This window comes from Kitasatospora sp. NPDC001683 (assembly GCF_053596495.1).
Map to the genome: position 1 here is coordinate 114,617 of NZ_JBSFGK010000005.1, position 15,801 is coordinate 130,417.

15 protein-coding genes and 1 pseudogene are annotated in these 15,801 nt (G+C 72.2%); 14 read left to right on the forward strand and 2 right to left on the reverse strand.

What is annotated here, in order from left to right:
* Positions 1 to 128 precede the first annotated feature (128 nt).
* The gene (gene fabG, locus ACWCYO_RS04150) at positions 129 to 896 is read right to left on the reverse strand and encodes a 3-oxoacyl-ACP reductase FabG (RefSeq protein WP_270141993.1); all 768 of its coding nucleotides are present in this window, start codon (positions 894 to 896) and stop codon (positions 129 to 131) included.
* A 403-nt stretch (positions 897 to 1,299) separates the two neighbouring features.
* Between fabG and ACWCYO_RS04155 the strand changes: the two genes are divergently transcribed.
* Entirely contained in the window at positions 1,300 to 2,166 is an 867-nt protein-coding gene (locus ACWCYO_RS04155) for a MarR family winged helix-turn-helix transcriptional regulator (RefSeq protein WP_270141991.1), read from the forward strand.
* Positions 2,167 to 2,389: 223 nt separating this feature from the next.
* Here ACWCYO_RS04155 and ACWCYO_RS04160 read toward each other — a convergent pair whose 3' ends face one another.
* The gene (locus ACWCYO_RS04160; RefSeq protein WP_449783266.1) at positions 2,390 to 3,253 is read right to left on the reverse strand and encodes an aldo/keto reductase; all 864 of its coding nucleotides are present in this window, start codon (positions 3,251 to 3,253) and stop codon (positions 2,390 to 2,392) included.
* 421 nt (positions 3,254 to 3,674) lie between these two features.
* Between ACWCYO_RS04160 and ACWCYO_RS04165 the strand changes: the two genes are divergently transcribed.
* From ACWCYO_RS04165 to ACWCYO_RS04225, 13 genes and pseudogenes are all read left to right on the forward strand, one after another.
* Positions 3,675 to 5,435 (forward strand): ABC transporter transmembrane domain-containing protein, encoded by a 1,761-nt coding sequence (locus ACWCYO_RS04165; RefSeq protein WP_449783267.1) that lies wholly within the window; start codon positions 3,675 to 3,677, stop codon positions 5,433 to 5,435.
* Between the two features lie 43 nt (positions 5,436 to 5,478).
* The gene (locus ACWCYO_RS04170; protein WP_449783268.1) at positions 5,479 to 7,251 is read left to right on the forward strand and encodes an ABC transporter ATP-binding protein; all 1,773 of its coding nucleotides are present in this window, start codon (positions 5,479 to 5,481) and stop codon (positions 7,249 to 7,251) included.
* A gap of 137 nt (positions 7,252 to 7,388) precedes the next feature.
* The gene (locus ACWCYO_RS04175) at positions 7,389 to 7,634 is read left to right on the forward strand and encodes a LapA family protein (protein WP_270141986.1); all 246 of its coding nucleotides are present in this window, start codon (positions 7,389 to 7,391) and stop codon (positions 7,632 to 7,634) included.
* Positions 7,635 to 7,681: 47 nt separating this feature from the next.
* Entirely contained in the window at positions 7,682 to 8,410 is a 729-nt protein-coding gene (locus ACWCYO_RS04180) for an amino acid ABC transporter ATP-binding protein (protein ID WP_449783286.1), read from the forward strand.
* 19 nt (positions 8,411 to 8,429) lie between these two features.
* Positions 8,430 to 9,341: a glutamate ABC transporter substrate-binding protein gene (locus ACWCYO_RS04185; RefSeq protein ID WP_270141985.1), complete on the forward strand. Its 912-nt coding sequence runs from the start codon at positions 8,430 to 8,432 to the stop codon at positions 9,339 to 9,341.
* Positions 9,342 to 9,353: 12 nt separating this feature from the next.
* Positions 9,354 to 9,998, forward strand: coding sequence for an amino acid ABC transporter permease (locus ACWCYO_RS04190; protein ID WP_270141984.1), 645 nt, complete (start codon positions 9,354 to 9,356; stop codon positions 9,996 to 9,998).
* Positions 9,995 to 10,864, forward strand: a complete 870-nt coding sequence (locus tag ACWCYO_RS04195; RefSeq protein WP_270141983.1) for an amino acid ABC transporter permease — start codon at positions 9,995 to 9,997, stop codon at positions 10,862 to 10,864. Before ACWCYO_RS04190 ends, ACWCYO_RS04195 begins: the two co-directional genes overlap by 4 nt.
* Before the next feature lie 154 nt (positions 10,865 to 11,018).
* A complete protein-coding gene (locus ACWCYO_RS04200) occupies positions 11,019 to 11,924 on the forward strand; it encodes a LysR family transcriptional regulator (protein ID WP_270150828.1) in 906 nt (301 codons plus the stop codon).
* A gap of 86 nt (positions 11,925 to 12,010) precedes the next feature.
* On the forward strand, positions 12,011 to 12,592 hold the full coding sequence (locus ACWCYO_RS04205; protein WP_270141981.1) for a cysteine dioxygenase family protein: 582 nt from the start codon (positions 12,011 to 12,013) through the stop codon (positions 12,590 to 12,592).
* A 14-nt stretch (positions 12,593 to 12,606) separates the two neighbouring features.
* On the forward strand, positions 12,607 to 13,674 hold the full coding sequence (locus tag ACWCYO_RS04210) for a YeiH family protein (RefSeq protein ID WP_449783287.1): 1,068 nt from the start codon (positions 12,607 to 12,609) through the stop codon (positions 13,672 to 13,674).
* A 159-nt stretch (positions 13,675 to 13,833) separates the two neighbouring features.
* Positions 13,834 to 14,544, forward strand: coding sequence for a spermidine synthase (locus ACWCYO_RS04215; protein ID WP_449783269.1), 711 nt, complete (start codon positions 13,834 to 13,836; stop codon positions 14,542 to 14,544).
* 155 nt (positions 14,545 to 14,699) lie between these two features.
* Positions 14,700 to 14,894 (forward strand): annotated as a pseudogene (locus ACWCYO_RS04220) (winged helix-turn-helix domain-containing protein); the annotation flags it as partial.
* Between the two features lie 132 nt (positions 14,895 to 15,026).
* Entirely contained in the window at positions 15,027 to 15,731 is a 705-nt protein-coding gene (locus ACWCYO_RS04225; RefSeq protein WP_333493551.1) for a TetR/AcrR family transcriptional regulator, read from the forward strand.
* The last annotated feature ends 70 nt before the right edge of the window (positions 15,732 to 15,801 follow it).

Here is a 15,801-nt window from a genome sequence, read left to right on the forward strand (position 1 = left end):
CAGTATTCCCGGATCGAATGCCCGTGTGGTCTTCGAATGATTCTGCAAAAGCCCCGGTAAAGACGGCGGAGCGGGAGGCCGGTCCGCCCGGCTCCCCACTCCGTGGTCACCCTGTGTAGGTTCCGTGCTCAGTCGAGGGGGCCGCCCGCGACGTAGATCACCTGGCCGGAGACGAAGCCGGCGCCCTCGCCGGCGAGGAAGGAGATGGTGTTGGCGACGTCCTCCGGCTCGCCGACCCGCTGGACCGGGATCTGGGAGGCCGCGGCCCGCTTGAAGTCCTCGAAGTCCATGCCGACCCGGGCGGCGGTGGCCGCCGTCATGTCCGTGGCGATGAAGCCGGGGGCGACGGCGTTGGCGGTGATGCCGAACTTGCCCAGCTCGATGGCCAAAGTCTTGGTGAAGCCCTGCAGGCCCGCCTTGGCGGCGGAGTAGTTGGCCTGGCCGCGGTTGCCCTGGGCGGACGAGGAGGACAGGTTGACGATGCGGCCGAAACCGGCGTCCACCATGTGCTTCTGCACCGCGCGGGTCATCAGGAAGGCGCCGCGCAGGTGAACGTTCATGACCGTGTCCCAGTCGGACTCGGACATCTTGAAGAGGAGGTTGTCGCGGAGCACGCCCGCGTTGTTGACCAGGACGACGGGGGCGCCGAGCTCGGCGACCACGCGGTCGACGGCGGCCTGGACCTGCTCGGCGTCCGAGACGTCGGCGCCGACGGCCAGGGCCCGCCCGCCGGCGGCGGTGATCCGGTCGACGGTGTCCTTGCCGGCGGCCTCGTCCAGGTCCAGGACGGCGACCGCGTAGCCGTCGGCGGCCAGCCGGACGGCGGTGGCGGCGCCCAGCCCGCGGGCGGCGCCGGTGACGACCGCGACCCTGGTGGCGGTGCTCTGCTCGGTCATGCTCGCTCTCGTCTCTCTCGGGGGTGCCTCCGGGGGAGTGCCCCCGGAGAGGGTGCCCACACCCTACCGGCGGGTAGGGGTGGCGACCAGGGTGGAGAGGCGCAGGTGACGGTCGGTAAGGACCGACCGGTCGGCTTTCTGCTGAGAACGGGTTACCGCAAGGGCGTGGCGGCGCGTAAATATGCCAATGTTGCCGAACCTGCGTCTACTATCCGCCCCTGCCTGCCAGCAAGGGCCTGCCGTTTGTATAGTGTCCGCCAGCAGCCACCGGCTGCACGGCTGGAGCGCCCTCCCTCATAGCTGGACGCCCACTCGCCGTTACTGCCCCACCCGGGTGTCCCACACATACCGGGTGTGACATCGGGACGGATACATGGTGCTGGGGGAGATCCCGACAACCCGCGTGTCCGCGCGACTGCAGCAGTCGCCCGGACACCTCATTCGCGTTGCGCAGCAGGTTCACACCCGGCTGTGGTCCGAGCACGTCGGAGCCGATCTCACGGCTCCGCAGTTCGCGGTCCTGCTGGTGCTCGCCCTCGAACCGGGCGCGGACCAGCGCACGGTCGGCGAGCGTGCGTCGCTCGACAAGGCCACGATGGCCGAGATGGTCGCGCGGCTGGTCCGCCGCGGCCTCGTGCTGCGGAGGCGCGACCCGGCCGACGGCCGGCGCAAGCTGCTCGCGCTCTCGCAGAGCGGCGCCCAGGCGGTGCGCGAGGCCACCGGTGGCGTGGTCCGCGTCCAGCGGGTGCTGTTCGAGCCGCTCACGCCCGAGGAGCAGGTCGAGATCGTCCGGGTGATGGCCAAGATAGCCAGGCTGGAGCCCGCGGCGGTGGCCGTCTTCTCAGACGCGCGGCCGATACTGGACGCCCAGCGGGCGATCGGCTACCTGATCAGGGTCGGCCAGCAGGTGCACACCAAGCTCTGGTCGGAGCACGTCGGTGCGGAGCTGACGGCTCCGCAGTTCGCCGTGTTGGACGCGCTGGAGCTGGAGCCGGGCGCGGACCAGCGCACGGTCGGCGAGCTGGCCTCGCTGGACAAGGCCACGATGGCCGAGATGGTCAGCCGGCTGGTGCGCCGCGGTCTGGTGCAGCGCCGGCGCGACCCCTCGGACGGGCGGCGCAACCTGCTCTCGCTCTCACCGGCGGGCCAGGACCTGCTGCACCGCTCGGCCGCCGGGGTGGCCGAGGTTCAGCGGCTGCTGCTCGCGCCGCTGCCGGAGGAGGAGCACGAGGCTGCGCTCGCGCTCATCGCCAAGGCGGCCAGGCTCTAGCCCAAGCTTTGGTAACAACAGCCAAAACGATTCACCAAAGCTCCTCAAGTCCGCGGTTGTCGGCGTCACTCGACCGTTGACATAGGTGAATCCGGGTACACCGAAGTACCGCTCGTTCCTGACCGGAATGAGCGGTACTTCGATATGACCGACAGTCAGAGCTGTCAGGACCGTCGTTGTCGGGGGCGCCGGGCCGATTCGGCCGGCGCCCCCGCGGCGGGCATCAGTTCCAGTCGAACTCCTGCGGGTCCGGGCCGATCCGCTTGCCGGTGGCGACACCGGCGATCGCCGCGACGTCCTCGGCGTCCAGCTCGAAGCCGGTGACGTCGAGGTTCTCCCGGATGCGGGACGGGGTGACCGACTTCGGGATGGCGATCACGCCGTTCTGCAGGTGCCAGCGGAGCACCACCTGGGCGACCGTGCGGCCGTGCTTCTCGGCGATCTTCGCCAGCGCCGGCTCGGCCAGCAGCTCCCCGCCCTGGCCCAGCGGGCTCCACGCCTCGGTGGCGATGCCGTGCTGGGCGTGGAAGGCGCGCAACTCCTCCTGCGGGAAGTACGGGTGCAGCTCGACCTGGTTCAGCACCGGGACGACCGAGGCCTCGTCCAGCAGGCGGGTCAGCTGCTCGGGGCCGAAGTTGGAGACGCCGATCGACTTGACCCGGCCGCCCTCCTTCAGCTGCTCCAGGGCCTTCCAGACGTTCAGGAAGGTGCCGTGCATCGGGCGCGGCCAGTGGATCAGGTACAGGTCGACGTAGTCGAGGCCGAGCTTGTCCAGCGAGGCGTCGAACTCGCGCAGCACCGCGTCGCGGCCCTGCTCGCCGGACCAGTCACGGGTGCCCGAGTTCCACAGCTTGGTGGTGACGTAGAGGTCCTCGCGGGCGAGGCCACCCGCCAGCGCCTCGTTGATGGCCGCACCGGTGCCGGTCTCGTTCTCGTAGATCGCGGCGGTGTCGATGGAGCGGTAGCCCGCCTCGATCGCGGTGCGGACCGCGGGGGTGGCCTCGGCGTCCGGCACCTGCCACACGCCGAAACCGAGCTGCGGGATCTGCGCGCCGTCGTTCAGGGTGACGCTGGGGATGTTGCTCACGGGAAGGGGTGCCTTCCTGGTCGTCCGTTGGTTCCAGTGGGGGCAACTGGCGCCCCGGCACGATTGTTCCCGCCGTTCGGGCGAATCTTTGGCGAAGCTTTACGGCGGCGTGGCGTGCGCCGGGGCGCACCGCCGGGGCCGCCGCGACCGGGGCGGCGGAAAACCTGTTGCGTGGATCACACCGGGCTTGGCAGGCTCGCGGACATGACCTCCTGAGATCCGGGCCCTTCGTGCCCATCCCTCGCCAGTCCGGCGCTTCCGCCGGGCGTGCCGACGTCGCCGCGCCGTTGCGCCGCGCGTCCTTCGTCCGTCCTCGTGCGTCAGCGGGGCGGCCGCGCCGTACGGCCTGCGCCCGTGTCTCCTCCCGCTTCGCCACATCTCCGCGTCTCCGTACCTCCCGCACCATTCGCATCGGAGTGTCATGCCGCTCACCCCCCTGCCGCTGGCCGACCCCGGCAGTCCCGACCTCTCCTCACCCCTGGCCTTCCTCCGCTGGCTGCAGCGCGCCCAGCGGCGCGGGCAGGTCCGCGCCACCTGCTGGGCGCTCATCGAGATGGGCGCCCAGGCCGCGTTCCCGGTGGCGCTCGGGCGCGGCGTCCAGGCCGCCGTCGACGGCGACGCCGGCGGGATCTGGCGGGCCGGCGCGCTCGCGCTGCTGCTGTCCGCCGTCGCCGCCGTCGGCGCCGTGCTGCTGCACCGGCAGGCGGTCTGGAACTGGATCCAAGCCGCCTGCCAGGTACGGCAGTTGGTGGCCGGGCAGGCCTCGCGGCTCGGGGCCGGGCTGTCCCGCCGGATCGCCACCGGTGAGGTGGTCGCGGTCGGCAGCGGGGACGTCGAGCGGATCGGCTGGTACGTCGAACTGGTCGCCCGGGTCCGGGCCGCGGTGATCGTCTGGTTGGCCGTCAGTTCGGTGGTGCTGGTGGTCGAGCCGGTGCTCGGGATCGGGGTGCTGCTCGGCGTCCCGGTGCTGGCCGCCTCGGTCTGGCCGCTGATCGGGCCGTTCGAGCGGCGCTACGACAAGCAGCGCGAGCTCGGCGGCAAGGCCACCGAGTTGGCCGCCGACACGGTGGCCGGGCTGCGGGTGCTGCGCGGCATCGGCGGCGAGGAGCTGTTCCTGGAACGGTACCGGGCGGCCTCCCAGAAGGTCCGCGCGGCGGCGGTCCGCTCGGCCCGGCTGTGGTCCCTGATGCAGGCCCAACAGGTGCTGCTGCCCGGCCTGTTCGTGGTCGGGGTGACGTGGTACGGCGCCCGCCTGGCGGCCTCCGGCGAGCTCGGCGTGGGCACCCTGATCGCGGTGTACGGCGCGACCGCCTTCCTCGCCGCGCCGCTGCGGATCCTGGGCGAGGCGGCGCACGCCTGGAGCGTCGCCCGGGTCTCCGCCGGCCGGGCCGTGCGGGTGCTCTCGCTCAGCCGGACCGACGGCGCGGCCGAGGGCGTGCTGACCCGCCCGGACCGGTCCGACCTGCACGACCCGGCCACCGGGCTGACCGCCCGGGCCGGCGAGCTGACCGCCGTGGTCTGCGGGGACCCGGACTTCGCCGGGGCGCTCGCCGAGCGGCTCGGTGGCCACGTCCCGCTGGCCGAGGGCGAGCCGGCACCGCCCTCCGTCCGGCTCGGCGGCACCGAGCTGGACACCGTGCCGCTGACCGAGGCCCGGGCGGCGGTGCTGGTCCACGACAAGGAGCCGGTGCTGCTCTCCGGCACGCTGGCCGAGCTGCTGGACATCCCCTCCTCCGGAAGGGTCCCGGTGGCCGAGGCGCTCGCCGCGGCCCGCTCCGAGGACGTGCTGGAGGCGCTGGTGGACGGCTCGCCGGAGTGCGCGGGCGACCCGATGCTCGCCCGGATCACCGAGCGCGGGCGCTCGCTCTCCGGCGGGCAGCGCCAGCGGCTCGCCCTGGCCCGCGCGCTGCTGGCGGACCCGCCCGTGCTGGTGCTGGACGAGCCGACCAGCGCGGTGGACGCCCACACCGAGTCCCGGATCGCCACCGGGCTGCGGGACACCCGGGCCGGGCGCACCACCGTGGTGTTCGCGACCAGCCCGCTGCTGCTCGACCAGGCGGACCGGGTGGTGCTGGTGCGCGACGGCCGGGTGGTCGCGGCCGGCCGGCACCGCGAACTGATGCGCACCGAACCGGCCTACCGGGCCGTGGTCACCCGGGACGAGGAGGCCGTGTCGGCATGAGCACCGTCGTCAACCGTCCGGCCCGACGAACGAGGAGTACTTCATGAAGCCCCCCGTCCATCAGGAACAGGGGCCGGCCACCACCCTGCCGGTCGGCTCCCCGGCCGCCGTGCGCGGATACCTGGGGCTGCTGGCGCGGCGGCACCGGCGCGGGTTCGCCGCCGTGGTCTCGCTGCACTCGGTGGCCACCCTGGCCGGGCTGGTCGGGCCCTGGGTGCTCGGCAACCTGGTCGAGTCGCTGGCCACCGGTACGGCCGAGGCCACCATCGCGGTGGCGGTCGGCTGGTACCTGCTGGCGCTCGCGGTGCAGTCCGCGTTCACCGGCTGGTCGCGGATGCGCGGGGCCGTGCTCGGCGAGCGGGTGCTGGCCGACCTGCGCGAGGACTTCCTGGTCCGCTCGGTCGCGCTGCCGACCGGCGTGCTGGAGCGGGCCGGCACCGGGGACCTGGTCTCCCGGGGGACCACCGACATCGACCGGCTGGACAAGTCGGTGCGCGAGGCGGTGCCCGAACTCGCCGTCGCGGTCGTGTCGTTGCTGCTGGTGCTCGGCGCCCTGCTGGTCACCTCGCCGCTGCTCGCGCTGACCTCGCTGGTCGGCCTGCCGCTGCTGCTGGCCAGCTCCCGCTGGTACTTCCGGCGCGCCCCGCAGTCCTACCGCAACGAGTCGGCCGGGTACGCGGCGGTGAGCAACGTGCTGGCCGAGACGGTGGACGCCGGGCGGACGATCGAGTCGCTGCGCCTGGGCGAGCAGCGGGTCCGGCTGACGGACCGCAAGCTGCGCGAGTGGCTGGCCTGGGAGCGCTACACCCTGTGGCTGCGCTCGGTCTGGTTCCCGACCATCGAAGCGGTCTACTCCTCGGCGGTGCTGGCCACCCTGCTGGTCGGCGGGCTGTTCACCCTCAAGGGCTGGCTCACCGTCGGCCAGTTGACCACCGGTGTGCTGTACACCCAGATGCTGATCGGCCCGGTGGACCTGATCCTGCGCTGGTACGACGAGCTGCAGATCGGACAGGCCTCGTTGGCCCGACTGGTGGGCGTGCACGAGGTGCCGGAGCACGAGGGCGACGAGTCGGCCCGTCCGGAGGGGCGCCGGGTCGAGGCCCGGGACGTCCGCTTCGGCTACCGCGAGGGTGCGGACGTGCTGCACGGGATCAGCCTGGACGTCGCCCCGGGCAGCCGGGTCGCGCTGGTCGGCCCGTCCGGGGCGGGCAAGTCCACCCTCGGGCGGCTGCTGGCCGGGATCTACGCGCCCGGCCGCGGCAGCGTCACCCTCGGCGGGGCGGCGCTGTCCCGGATGCCGGCCGAGCGGGTGCGGTCGGAGGTCGCCCTGGTCAACCAGGAGCACCACGTGTTCGTCGGCACCCTGCGGGACAACCTGCGGCTGGCCGCGCCCGAGGCGGACGACACCGAACTGCGGGCCGCGCTGGAAGCGGTGGACGCCGGGGCCTGGGTTGACGCCCTCCCGGAGGGGCTGGACACCGAGGTCGGCTCCGGCGGCACCTCGCTGACCCCGCCGCAGGCCCAGCAACTCGCCCTGGCCCGGCTGGTGCTGGCCGACCCGCACACCCTGGTGCTGGACGAGGCCACCTCACTGCTGGACCCGCGGGCCGCCCGGCACCTGGAGCGCTCGCTGTCCCGGGTGCTGGAGGGCCGGACGGTCATCGCCATCGCCCACCGGCTGCACACCGCGCACGACGCGGACGTGATCGCGGTGGTCGAGGGCGGGCGGATCAGCGAGTACGGCAGCCACCCGGAGCTGGTCGCGGCCGGCGGCCCGTACGCGGCGCTCTGGCGCTCCTGGCGGGACGAACGCTAGCGACCCGCTCGGCGGGGGCGGCAGTGTAACGGGGGTTCGAAACCCGTGCGGGGCCGGATTGCCCCGTGCGGGTTACTCCATGGCCCGGATAGGCGCGTAACCGGGCAAATCGTCAGCCCGGCCAGCAGACTGCTCCGGTGACCAAGATTTCAGACGGCTCGTCCCGCCCCCAGCGCAGCGAGATCGGCGGGATCCCCACGCGGTACATCGGGATCGTCGTCATCGTGATCCTCGCGGTGTGGTTCCTGTTCGCCAACCTCGAAAAGGTCAAGATCCAGTTCTGGGTGTTCACCGTGACCGCGCCGCTCTGGATCGCGCTGCTGGCGACGCTGGTCGCCGGTGGCGTGCTGGGCTGGCTGATGAAGGGACGGCGCGCCCGGTGACCACCGCCCCCGAACCGGCCCCGACCGGTTCCTCGGCCTTCACCCCGCTGATCGAGATGCGTGGGGTCGACAAGCACTTCGGAGACCTGCACGTGCTGCAGGACATCGAGCTGACGGTCGGCCGCGGCGAGGTCGTCGTGGTGATCGGCCCGTCCGGCTCCGGGAAGTCCACGCTCTGCCGGGCGATCAACCGGCTGGAGCCGATCGAGCGCGGCACCATCCTGATCGACGGCCAGCCGCTGCCCGCGGAGGGCAAGGGACTGGCCAAGCTGCGCGCCGAGGTCGGCATGGTGTTCCAGTCCTTCAACCTGTTCGCGCACAAGACCGTGCTGCAGAACGTCTCGCTCGCCCAGATCAAGGTCCGCGGCCGGGCCAAGACGGAGGCGGACGCCAAGTCCCGCTCGCTGCTGGAGCGGGTCGGCCTCTCGGCGCACGCCGACAAGTACCCGGCCCAGCTCTCCGGCGGCCAGCAGCAGCGGGTCGCGATCGCCCGCGCGCTGGCGATGGACCCCAAGGCGCTGCTGTTCGACGAGCCGACCTCGGCGCTCGACCCCGAGATGATCAACGAGGTGCTGGACGTCATGCGCCAGCTCGCGAGCGAGGGCATGACGATGGTCGTGGTCACCCACGAGATGGGCTTCGCCCGGGCGTCCGCCAACCGGGTGGTGTTCATGGCCGACGGCCGGATCGTCGAGGACCGCGCCCCGGAGGACTTCTTCAGCGCCCCCGAGAGCGAGCGTGCCCGGGACTTCCTCTCCAAGATCCTGAAGCACTGAGGGCGGCGCCGTGAACCGTATGACCACGCCCGCCGCGCGGGCGCGCGGTCGGCTGACCGCCGCCGTCCTGCTGCTCGCCGTGCTGGCCGCCGGCTGCGGAAAGCCCGGCACCCCGCCGCCCAAGGGACCCCAGCCGAGCGCGCTGCCCACCTACCAGGTGCAGGACGGCTCGATCACCGGCTCGCCGACCCTGGACGCCGCCCGCAACCGGGGCCACCTGGTGGTCGGCGCCAAGGAGGACCAGCCGTACCTGGGCCAGAAGAACCCCGCCACCGGGGTGTACTCCGGCTTCGACATCGAGATCGCCAAGATGGTCGGCGCCTCGCTCGGCTTCCCGCCGGAGAAGATCCAGTTCAAGACCATCGCCTCGGCCAACCGCGAGACCGCGCTGCAGAACGGCCAGGTGGACTACTACGTCGGCACGTACACCATCAACGACAACCGCAAGAAGCTGGTCGGCTTCGCCGGGCCGTACTTCGTCGCCGGGCAGTCGCTGCTGGTGCGCAAGAACGACGACAGCATCCACGGGCCGCAGGACCTGAGCGGCAAGAAGGTCTGCTCGGCGGCAGGCTCGACCCCGTATCAACGCATCCAGTCGCAGTACCCGAAGGCGCGCCTGATCGGCTACGACACCTACTCGGCCTGTGTGGACAACCTGATCACCAACCAGGTCGACGCCGTGACCACGGACAACGCGATCCTGCTGGGCTACGCGGCCAAGGTGCCGGACGAGCTCAAGGTGGTGGGCCCGCTGTTCTCGACCGAGCCGTACGGGATCGGCACGCCGAAGAACGACACCGTGCTGCGCGGGGCGCTGGACGACGCGCTGGCGCACCACGAGCAGAACGGTGACTGGGCGAAGGCCTTCGACGCGACCCTCGGCCTGTCCGGGGCACCCGCACCCACCCCGCCGACGATCGACCGGTACTGAGAGGGCCGCGCCGTGAAAACGCTGACCGACAACTGGTCGACCTACTGGGAGGGCTTCCTCGGCACGCTCTCGCTGTTCGCGGTGAGCGCCGTGCTCTCGCTGGTGCTGGGCATGGTGATCGCGGGCTTCCGGGTCTCGCCGGTCCGGCCGCTGCGGGCGTTCGGGACGGTGTGGGTGACGGTGCTGCGCAACACGCCGCTGACCCTGCTGTTCTTCATCGTGGTGCTGGGCCTGCCCCGGTTCAACATCACCCTGCCCTTCTACACCTTCGCCGTGCTCGCCCTCGGCTGCTACACCTCGGCCTTCGTCTGCGAGTCGATGCGTTCGGGCATCAACACGGTGCCGTCCGGGCAGGGCGAGGCGGCCCGCAGCCTGGGCATGAGCTTCGGGCAGACGATGGGCCTGGTGGTGCTGCCGCAGGCCTACCGCTCGGTGGTGGCGCCGCTCGGCAGCGTGATGATCGCGCTGGCGAAGAACACGGCGATCGCCGGCTCGTTCAGCGTCACCGAACTGCTGGGCACCTACCGGACCATCAACGAGCTCGGCTACAGCATCATCTGGACCTTCGTCTGGATCGCCGTCGGCTACCTGATCATCACGCTGTCCATCAGCGCCGTCTTCAACCTGCTGGAACGACGAGTGGCGGTGTCCCGATGACCGTTGAATCCTCGGCGCTGTACGACATCCCCGGCCCCAAGGCGCTGGCCCGGCACCGGCTGTACGGCGGGATCGCGCTGCTGCTGATCGCGGCGCTGATCGGCTGGGTCGTCTACATGCTGTTCCACACCCACCAGTTCACCTATGCCAAGTGGGAGCCCTTCGAGTACCAGGGCGTCCAGGACCTGCTGCTGCGCGGGCTGGGCAACACCCTCCGGGCCTTCGGCTGGACGGTGCTGTTCGCGCTGCCGTTCGGCGCGCTGTTCGCGGCCGGGCGGCTGTCCGACCACCGGGTGGTGCGCTGGTTCGCCACGCTGGTGGTGGAGTTCTTCCGGGCCATGCCGCTGCTGGTGATGATCTTCTTCGTCTTCGTCGCCCTCAAGGTGCAGCCGCTCTGGGCGCTGGTGGCCGGGCTGGTGCTGTACAACGGCTCGGTGCTGGCCGAGGTTTTCCGCGCCGGTGTGCTCGCGGTGCCCAAGGGGCAGCGGGAGGCGGCGTACGCGCTGGGCATGCGCAAGACCCAGGTGATGACGTACGTGCTGGTGCCGCAGGCCAACCGGGCGATGCTGCCGGCCATCATCAGCCAGCTGGTGGTCGCGCTCAAGGACACCTCGCTCGGGTTCCTGATCACCTTCGAGGAGTTCCTGCACGCGGGCAAGCTGATCGCCACCAACCTGGACTACGACCTGCCGTTCATCCCGGTGGTGATCGTGATCGCGCCGATCTACATCGGCATGTGTCTGTTGCTGTCCTGGCTGGCCCGCTGGGTCGAGCGGCGAAGCCGGCGCAGTCCGAGCGTGCGCGGCGGGGCGCCGGTGGCCGAGGCCGGGGTGGCGATGGGGCTGCCGCCCTCGGCGCAGCAGTGAGCGCCGTTTTCGCCGGGTCACGAGCCCGTGGCATGGGAAGCTTGGTTCGGAACTGAACCATAGGTGCGAATGGGGTCGGGGCCGGTACCTCCAAATTCCTCTTATGATTGCGGGAGGCAGGCGGAAGGCGACCGGGCGGAGGGCCATGGAACCGGTGTTCGACTCGCGGCACATCAGGACCTTCCACGAGGTCGTCCGGGCCGGCTCCTACTCGGCCGCGGCCCGGGAACTCGGCTACACCCAGCCCGCCATCACCCAGCAGATGAAGGCCCTCGAACGCACCGTCGGCGTCCCGCTGTTCAGCCGCGCCGGGCGCGGCCTGCGGCTCACCGAGGCCGGCGAGGCGCTCTCCCGGCACGCCGAACTGATCCTCGGCAGCCTCTCCGCCGCCCAGCAGCAGCTCGCCGCGCTCGCCCGGCTGCGCGCCGGGCGGGTGCGGGTCTGCGCCTTCCCCAGCGCCAACGCCACCCTGATACCGGAGGCGATGGCCCGGCTGCTCGCCGAGCACCCCGGCGTCCGGGTCGAGCTGCTCGAAGCCGAGCCGCCGGACTCCGTGCAGCGGCTGCTGCGCGGCGAGTGCGACATCGCCCTGGCCTTCCGCTACCCGGGTCAGGCGACCGAGGTACCGGACGGGCTCGACGAGATTCCCCTGATGGAGGACCTGCTCACCGTGCTGCTGCCGGTCGGGCACCCGCTCGGCCGTCGGCACGCCGTCCGGCTGGCCGACCTCGACGGCGAGCGCTGGATCGCCGGCTGCCCGCGCTGCCGGGCCAACCTGCTGCACGTCTGCGCGGAGGAGGGCTTCGCGCCGGACATCGTGTTCTCCACCGACGACAACCTCGCGGTGCAGAGCCTGGTCGCCGCCGGGGTCGGGATCGCGCTGATGCCCGCGCTGGTGCTCTCCTTCATGTGCCACCGCAAGGTCACCGGGCGGGCCGTCGAGCCGCACCTGCGGCGGCAGGTGACCGCGTACGTGCTGCGCGAGCACCGGCGGATCCCGGCCACCGCACTGGTGCTGGACCACCTGCGGCAGGCGGCGGCGAGCCGGGTCGGCTGCTGAGGCCGCTCGACCTATAAGAGCTAATGGGGGAAATGCTTAGGAACCCTCGTTGGACGTGATGGGTCTATTGGTCCGAACCTGCTGCCATGACACCCCCAGCCACGGTCGGCAGCGACCGGCTCACCGAGCGGATGACCGCGCTGGTCAGCGAGATCCGCGCCGTCGTGGACCGCGGACTGCCACCCGAACTCACCGCGTACCTGGTCGGCGAACGCCTCGCCCCGCACCTGCTCACCGCCCCCGACGGGCCCGACGCGCTGCTCACCCCCGCCCAGCGGGAGGGCGACCCCCAGCGCTACCGTCAGCACGTCCTGCACGCGGAGGCGGACGGCAGCTTCTCCGTCGTCGCGCTGGTCTGGCTGCCCGGACAGCACACCCCGATCCACGACCACGTCTCCTGGTGCGTGGCCGGGGTCCACCAGGGCCAGGAGAGCGAGACCCGCTACCGGCTGGTCTCCGACGGGCGCAGCTCCCGACTGGTCGAGACCGAGCACGTGGCCGGCCCGGCCGGGACCGTGGCCGCCTTCGCCCCGCCCGGCGACATCCACCTGGTGCGCAACGCCTGCAGCAGCACCGCCGTCTCCATCCACGTGTACGGCGCGGACGTCTCGCGGCTCGGCACCAGCATCCGGCGGGTCTACCGGCTCCCGGCCGACCAGGAGCGGTGAGCCGCGGCGTGGCACTGACCCTCCGGGAGCGGGCCACCCGCACCCGCTCACTCCCCCCGCTCGGCGGGGACGCCCCCGGCCTGCTGCTCGCGGCGGTCGGGGTGGCCGCCGCGATCGCCGTCCACGCGGCCGTCCCGGCCGTGCCCAAGCTCACCGCCGCCGTGGTCCTCGGCATGGCGGCGGCCCATCTGCCCGGGTTGCGCCCGGTGGTCCGCGGAGTCGCCCGGCCGGGGCTGTCGATGGCCGGGAAGCGGCTGATGCGGCTCGGGATCGTCCTGCTCGGGCTCAAGCTCAGCCTCGACGACGTGCTCGGCCTCGGCTGGGCCACCGTCGCCATGGTGCTCACGGTGGTCGCCGCCACCTTCGCCGGCACGCTCTGGCTGGGCCGGCGGCTCGGACTGCCGGGGGACCAGCCGCTGCTCGTCGCCACCGGGTACTCGATCTGCGGGGCCTCGGCGATCGGTGCGGTCAGCCAGGCGGCCGGCAGTGAGGAGGAGGACGTCGCCTCCTCGGTCGCGCTGGTCACCCTGTGCGGGACGCTGGCGATCGCCGTACTGCCGTTGCTGCAGCACCCGCTGGGGCTCGGTGAGCTCGAGTTCGGGCGCTGGGTCGGGGCGAGCGTGCACGACGTCGGGCAGGTGGTCGCCACCGCACAGACCGGCGGGCCGGGCGCCCTGCGCGAGGCCGTGCTGGTCAAGCTGATGCGGGTGGTGCTGCTGGCGCCGCTGGTCGCGGGCGTCGCCGTGGTGGCGCGGCGCAACGCGCGCGACGCGCGCAGGGCCAAGGCGGACGGTACGGAAGGTGCGGTCAAGAGCGGCAGCCGGCCGCCGATCGTGCCGCTGTTCGTGGCCGGTTTCCTGGCGATGATCGTGCTGCGCACCACCGGGGTGCTGCCCGAGCGGGCGCTCACGCTGGCCGGGGACGCGCAGGAACTGCTGCTCGCCGCCGCGCTGTTCGGGCTGGGGAGTGCGGTGCACCTGCCGACCATGATGCGGACCGGCGGGCGGATCGCGCTGCTCGGGCTCGGCTCGTGGGTGGTCGTCGCCGGTGTGTCGTACGCGGGGGTGCTGGTCACGACCTGACGGGGTCGGTTCGCGCCGGGCCGGGTCCCTTCGGGGCCCGGCCCGTTCATGTGCCCGGCCTGTATTTCATGGGCATGGCTCGGGTCGACTCGGTTATTGTCGGGCGGGTGATCGCCCGTACCCGGACGATCCCGCTGCCGAGTCCGTCGAGGAGGACGCATGACCGCCGCACTGCCCGAACGGGACGGCCACGAGGCCGTCGTCACGCTCGACCGGCGGGAGGGCCCGTTCGGCGAGGTGGTGTTGCGGCAGCGCGGACGGCACTACGAGATCATCGCCAACGGGTGCTTCCTGATGGACACCGCAGACGGGCGGTCCGAGCGGCTGCTGATCCAGGCGGCGCTGGACGAGCTGGACCGGACCGGCGCCGACGTGGCCGCGCCGTCGGTGCTGATCGGCGGGCTCGGGGTCGGCTTCTCGCTCGCGTACGCGGTGGCGGAACCGCGCTGGGGGCGGATCGCCATCGTCGAGCGGGAGAGCGCGATCATCGACTGGCACCGCAACGGTCCGCTGGGCGGCTTCTCCGGCGGTGCGCTGGACGACGAGCGGGTCGCGGTGATCCACACCGACCTGCTGGAGTACCTGGCGGCGTCCGACGGCGAGCGCTTCCACGCGTTGTGCCTGGACATCGACAACGGGCCGGACTGGACCGTCACCGACTCCAACTCCGGGCTCTACGGGGCGGACGGGCTCGCGGTGTTGTGGCACCGGCTGCAGCCCGGCGGGGTGCTGGCGGTGTGGAGTGCGCAGCCGTCGTCGGATTTCGAGGAGGCGCTGCGGGCGGCGGGCTTCACGGACGTGGTCAGCCGGGAGGTCCCGGTGAGCCGGGGCGTGCCGGACGTGGTGCACCTGGCGCGGCGCTCCGGCTGAACGGGGGCGCCGCAGGCCGCTGTTGGTGACGGTGGTTGTCAACTGGCCGGGGGCCTGCGTCGATTGGGTTCCGCCGAGGTCAGCGGTCGGCTGCTGCTAGCGTGGGCGCTGGTGGTGCACTAGTGCGGCCGGTCGAGCGGGCGGTGGTCATTGTGGTGGAGAGCGGGACGCCTTCGGAGCGGATCGCGGCGGAGCTCCGACGCCGGATCGCGGCAGGGGAGTTGAAGCCGGGCGCCCGCGTGCCGTCCACGCGGCGGATCATGCAGGAGTGGGGCGTGGCGATGGCCACCGCGACCAAGGTGCTGAACCGGTTGCGGGAGGAAGGGCTGGTGCGGGCCGTCCCGGGGGTGGGGACGGTGGTGGCGGCCCGGCCGGGAGCTTCTCCTCGTCCGGCTGCGGGTGGGGCTACTGCGGCTACTGGGGCCACGGCTGCGGGTCGTGACGCGGGGCGTGATGCGGAGCGAGCGTCGGGGGCGGCGGCGGTGCGGCGGGGAAAGGGCGGGGAGCGGGAGCTCGGCCGGGAGCGGATCGTCGCGGTCGCGGTGCGGGTGGCCGACACCGAGGGGCTGGCGGCGCTGTCGATGCGCCGGGTCGCGACCGAGCTGGGTGTCGCGACCATGTCGCTCTACCGCCATGTGCCGGGCAAGGACGAACTGTTGCGGCTGATGGTGGACCAGGTCTTCGGTGAGCAGCCGTTCCCCGGGGCGCCGGCACCCCACTGGCGGGCGGGGCTGGAGGAGGTCTCGCGGCTGCAGTGGCGGATCTACCGGAGTCACCCGTGGCTGGCGTCCACGATGTCCTTCACCCGGCCGGTGCTGGCGCCCGACGCGGCGCTGCACACCGAGCGGGCGATGGCCGCCCTGGCGGGCCTGGGGCTGAGCGGGGAGGAGATGGCCCAGGCAGCGGTCAGCCTGGCGGCCTTCACCTGCGGGCTGGCCGTGCACTTCGAGCGGGAGGCGCAGGCCGAGCAGGACAGCGGGGTGTCCGCGGACGAGTGGATGGACGGGCTGATCGCCGAGGACCACGACCTGCTGATGGCGGACCCGGAGCGGTTCCCGATGTTCGACGCGCTGAACCGGGGGCCGGAGATCGACCTGAGCCTGGACGCGTTGTTCGAGTTCGGGCTGGCACGGATGCTGGACGGTCTGGGGGCGCTGATCGAGGCGCGAGGGACGGGCGACGCGTAACAGATGACAGCTGACAGATGACAACTGACAGATTTCAGCGAACGAAATCTGAAATCTGTCAGTTGTCATC

Coding starts and splice junctions, on each gene's coding strand:
- fabG (WP_270141993.1), bottom strand. CDS start 896: ATGACCGAGCAGAGCACCGCCACCAGGGTCGCGGTCGTCACCGGCGCC.
- ACWCYO_RS04215 (WP_449783269.1), top strand. CDS start 13,834: ATGACCGCCGCACTGCCCGAACGGGACGGCCACGAGGCCGTCGTCACG.
- ACWCYO_RS04165 (WP_449783267.1), top strand. CDS start 3,675: ATGCCGCTCACCCCCCTGCCGCTGGCCGACCCCGGCAGTCCCGACCTC.
- ACWCYO_RS04195 (WP_270141983.1), top strand. CDS start 9,995: ATGACCGTTGAATCCTCGGCGCTGTACGACATCCCCGGCCCCAAGGCG.
- ACWCYO_RS04170 (WP_449783268.1), top strand. CDS start 5,479: ATGAAGCCCCCCGTCCATCAGGAACAGGGGCCGGCCACCACCCTGCCG.
- ACWCYO_RS04205 (WP_270141981.1), top strand. CDS start 12,011: ATGACACCCCCAGCCACGGTCGGCAGCGACCGGCTCACCGAGCGGATG.
- ACWCYO_RS04185 (WP_270141985.1), top strand. CDS start 8,430: ATGACCACGCCCGCCGCGCGGGCGCGCGGTCGGCTGACCGCCGCCGTC.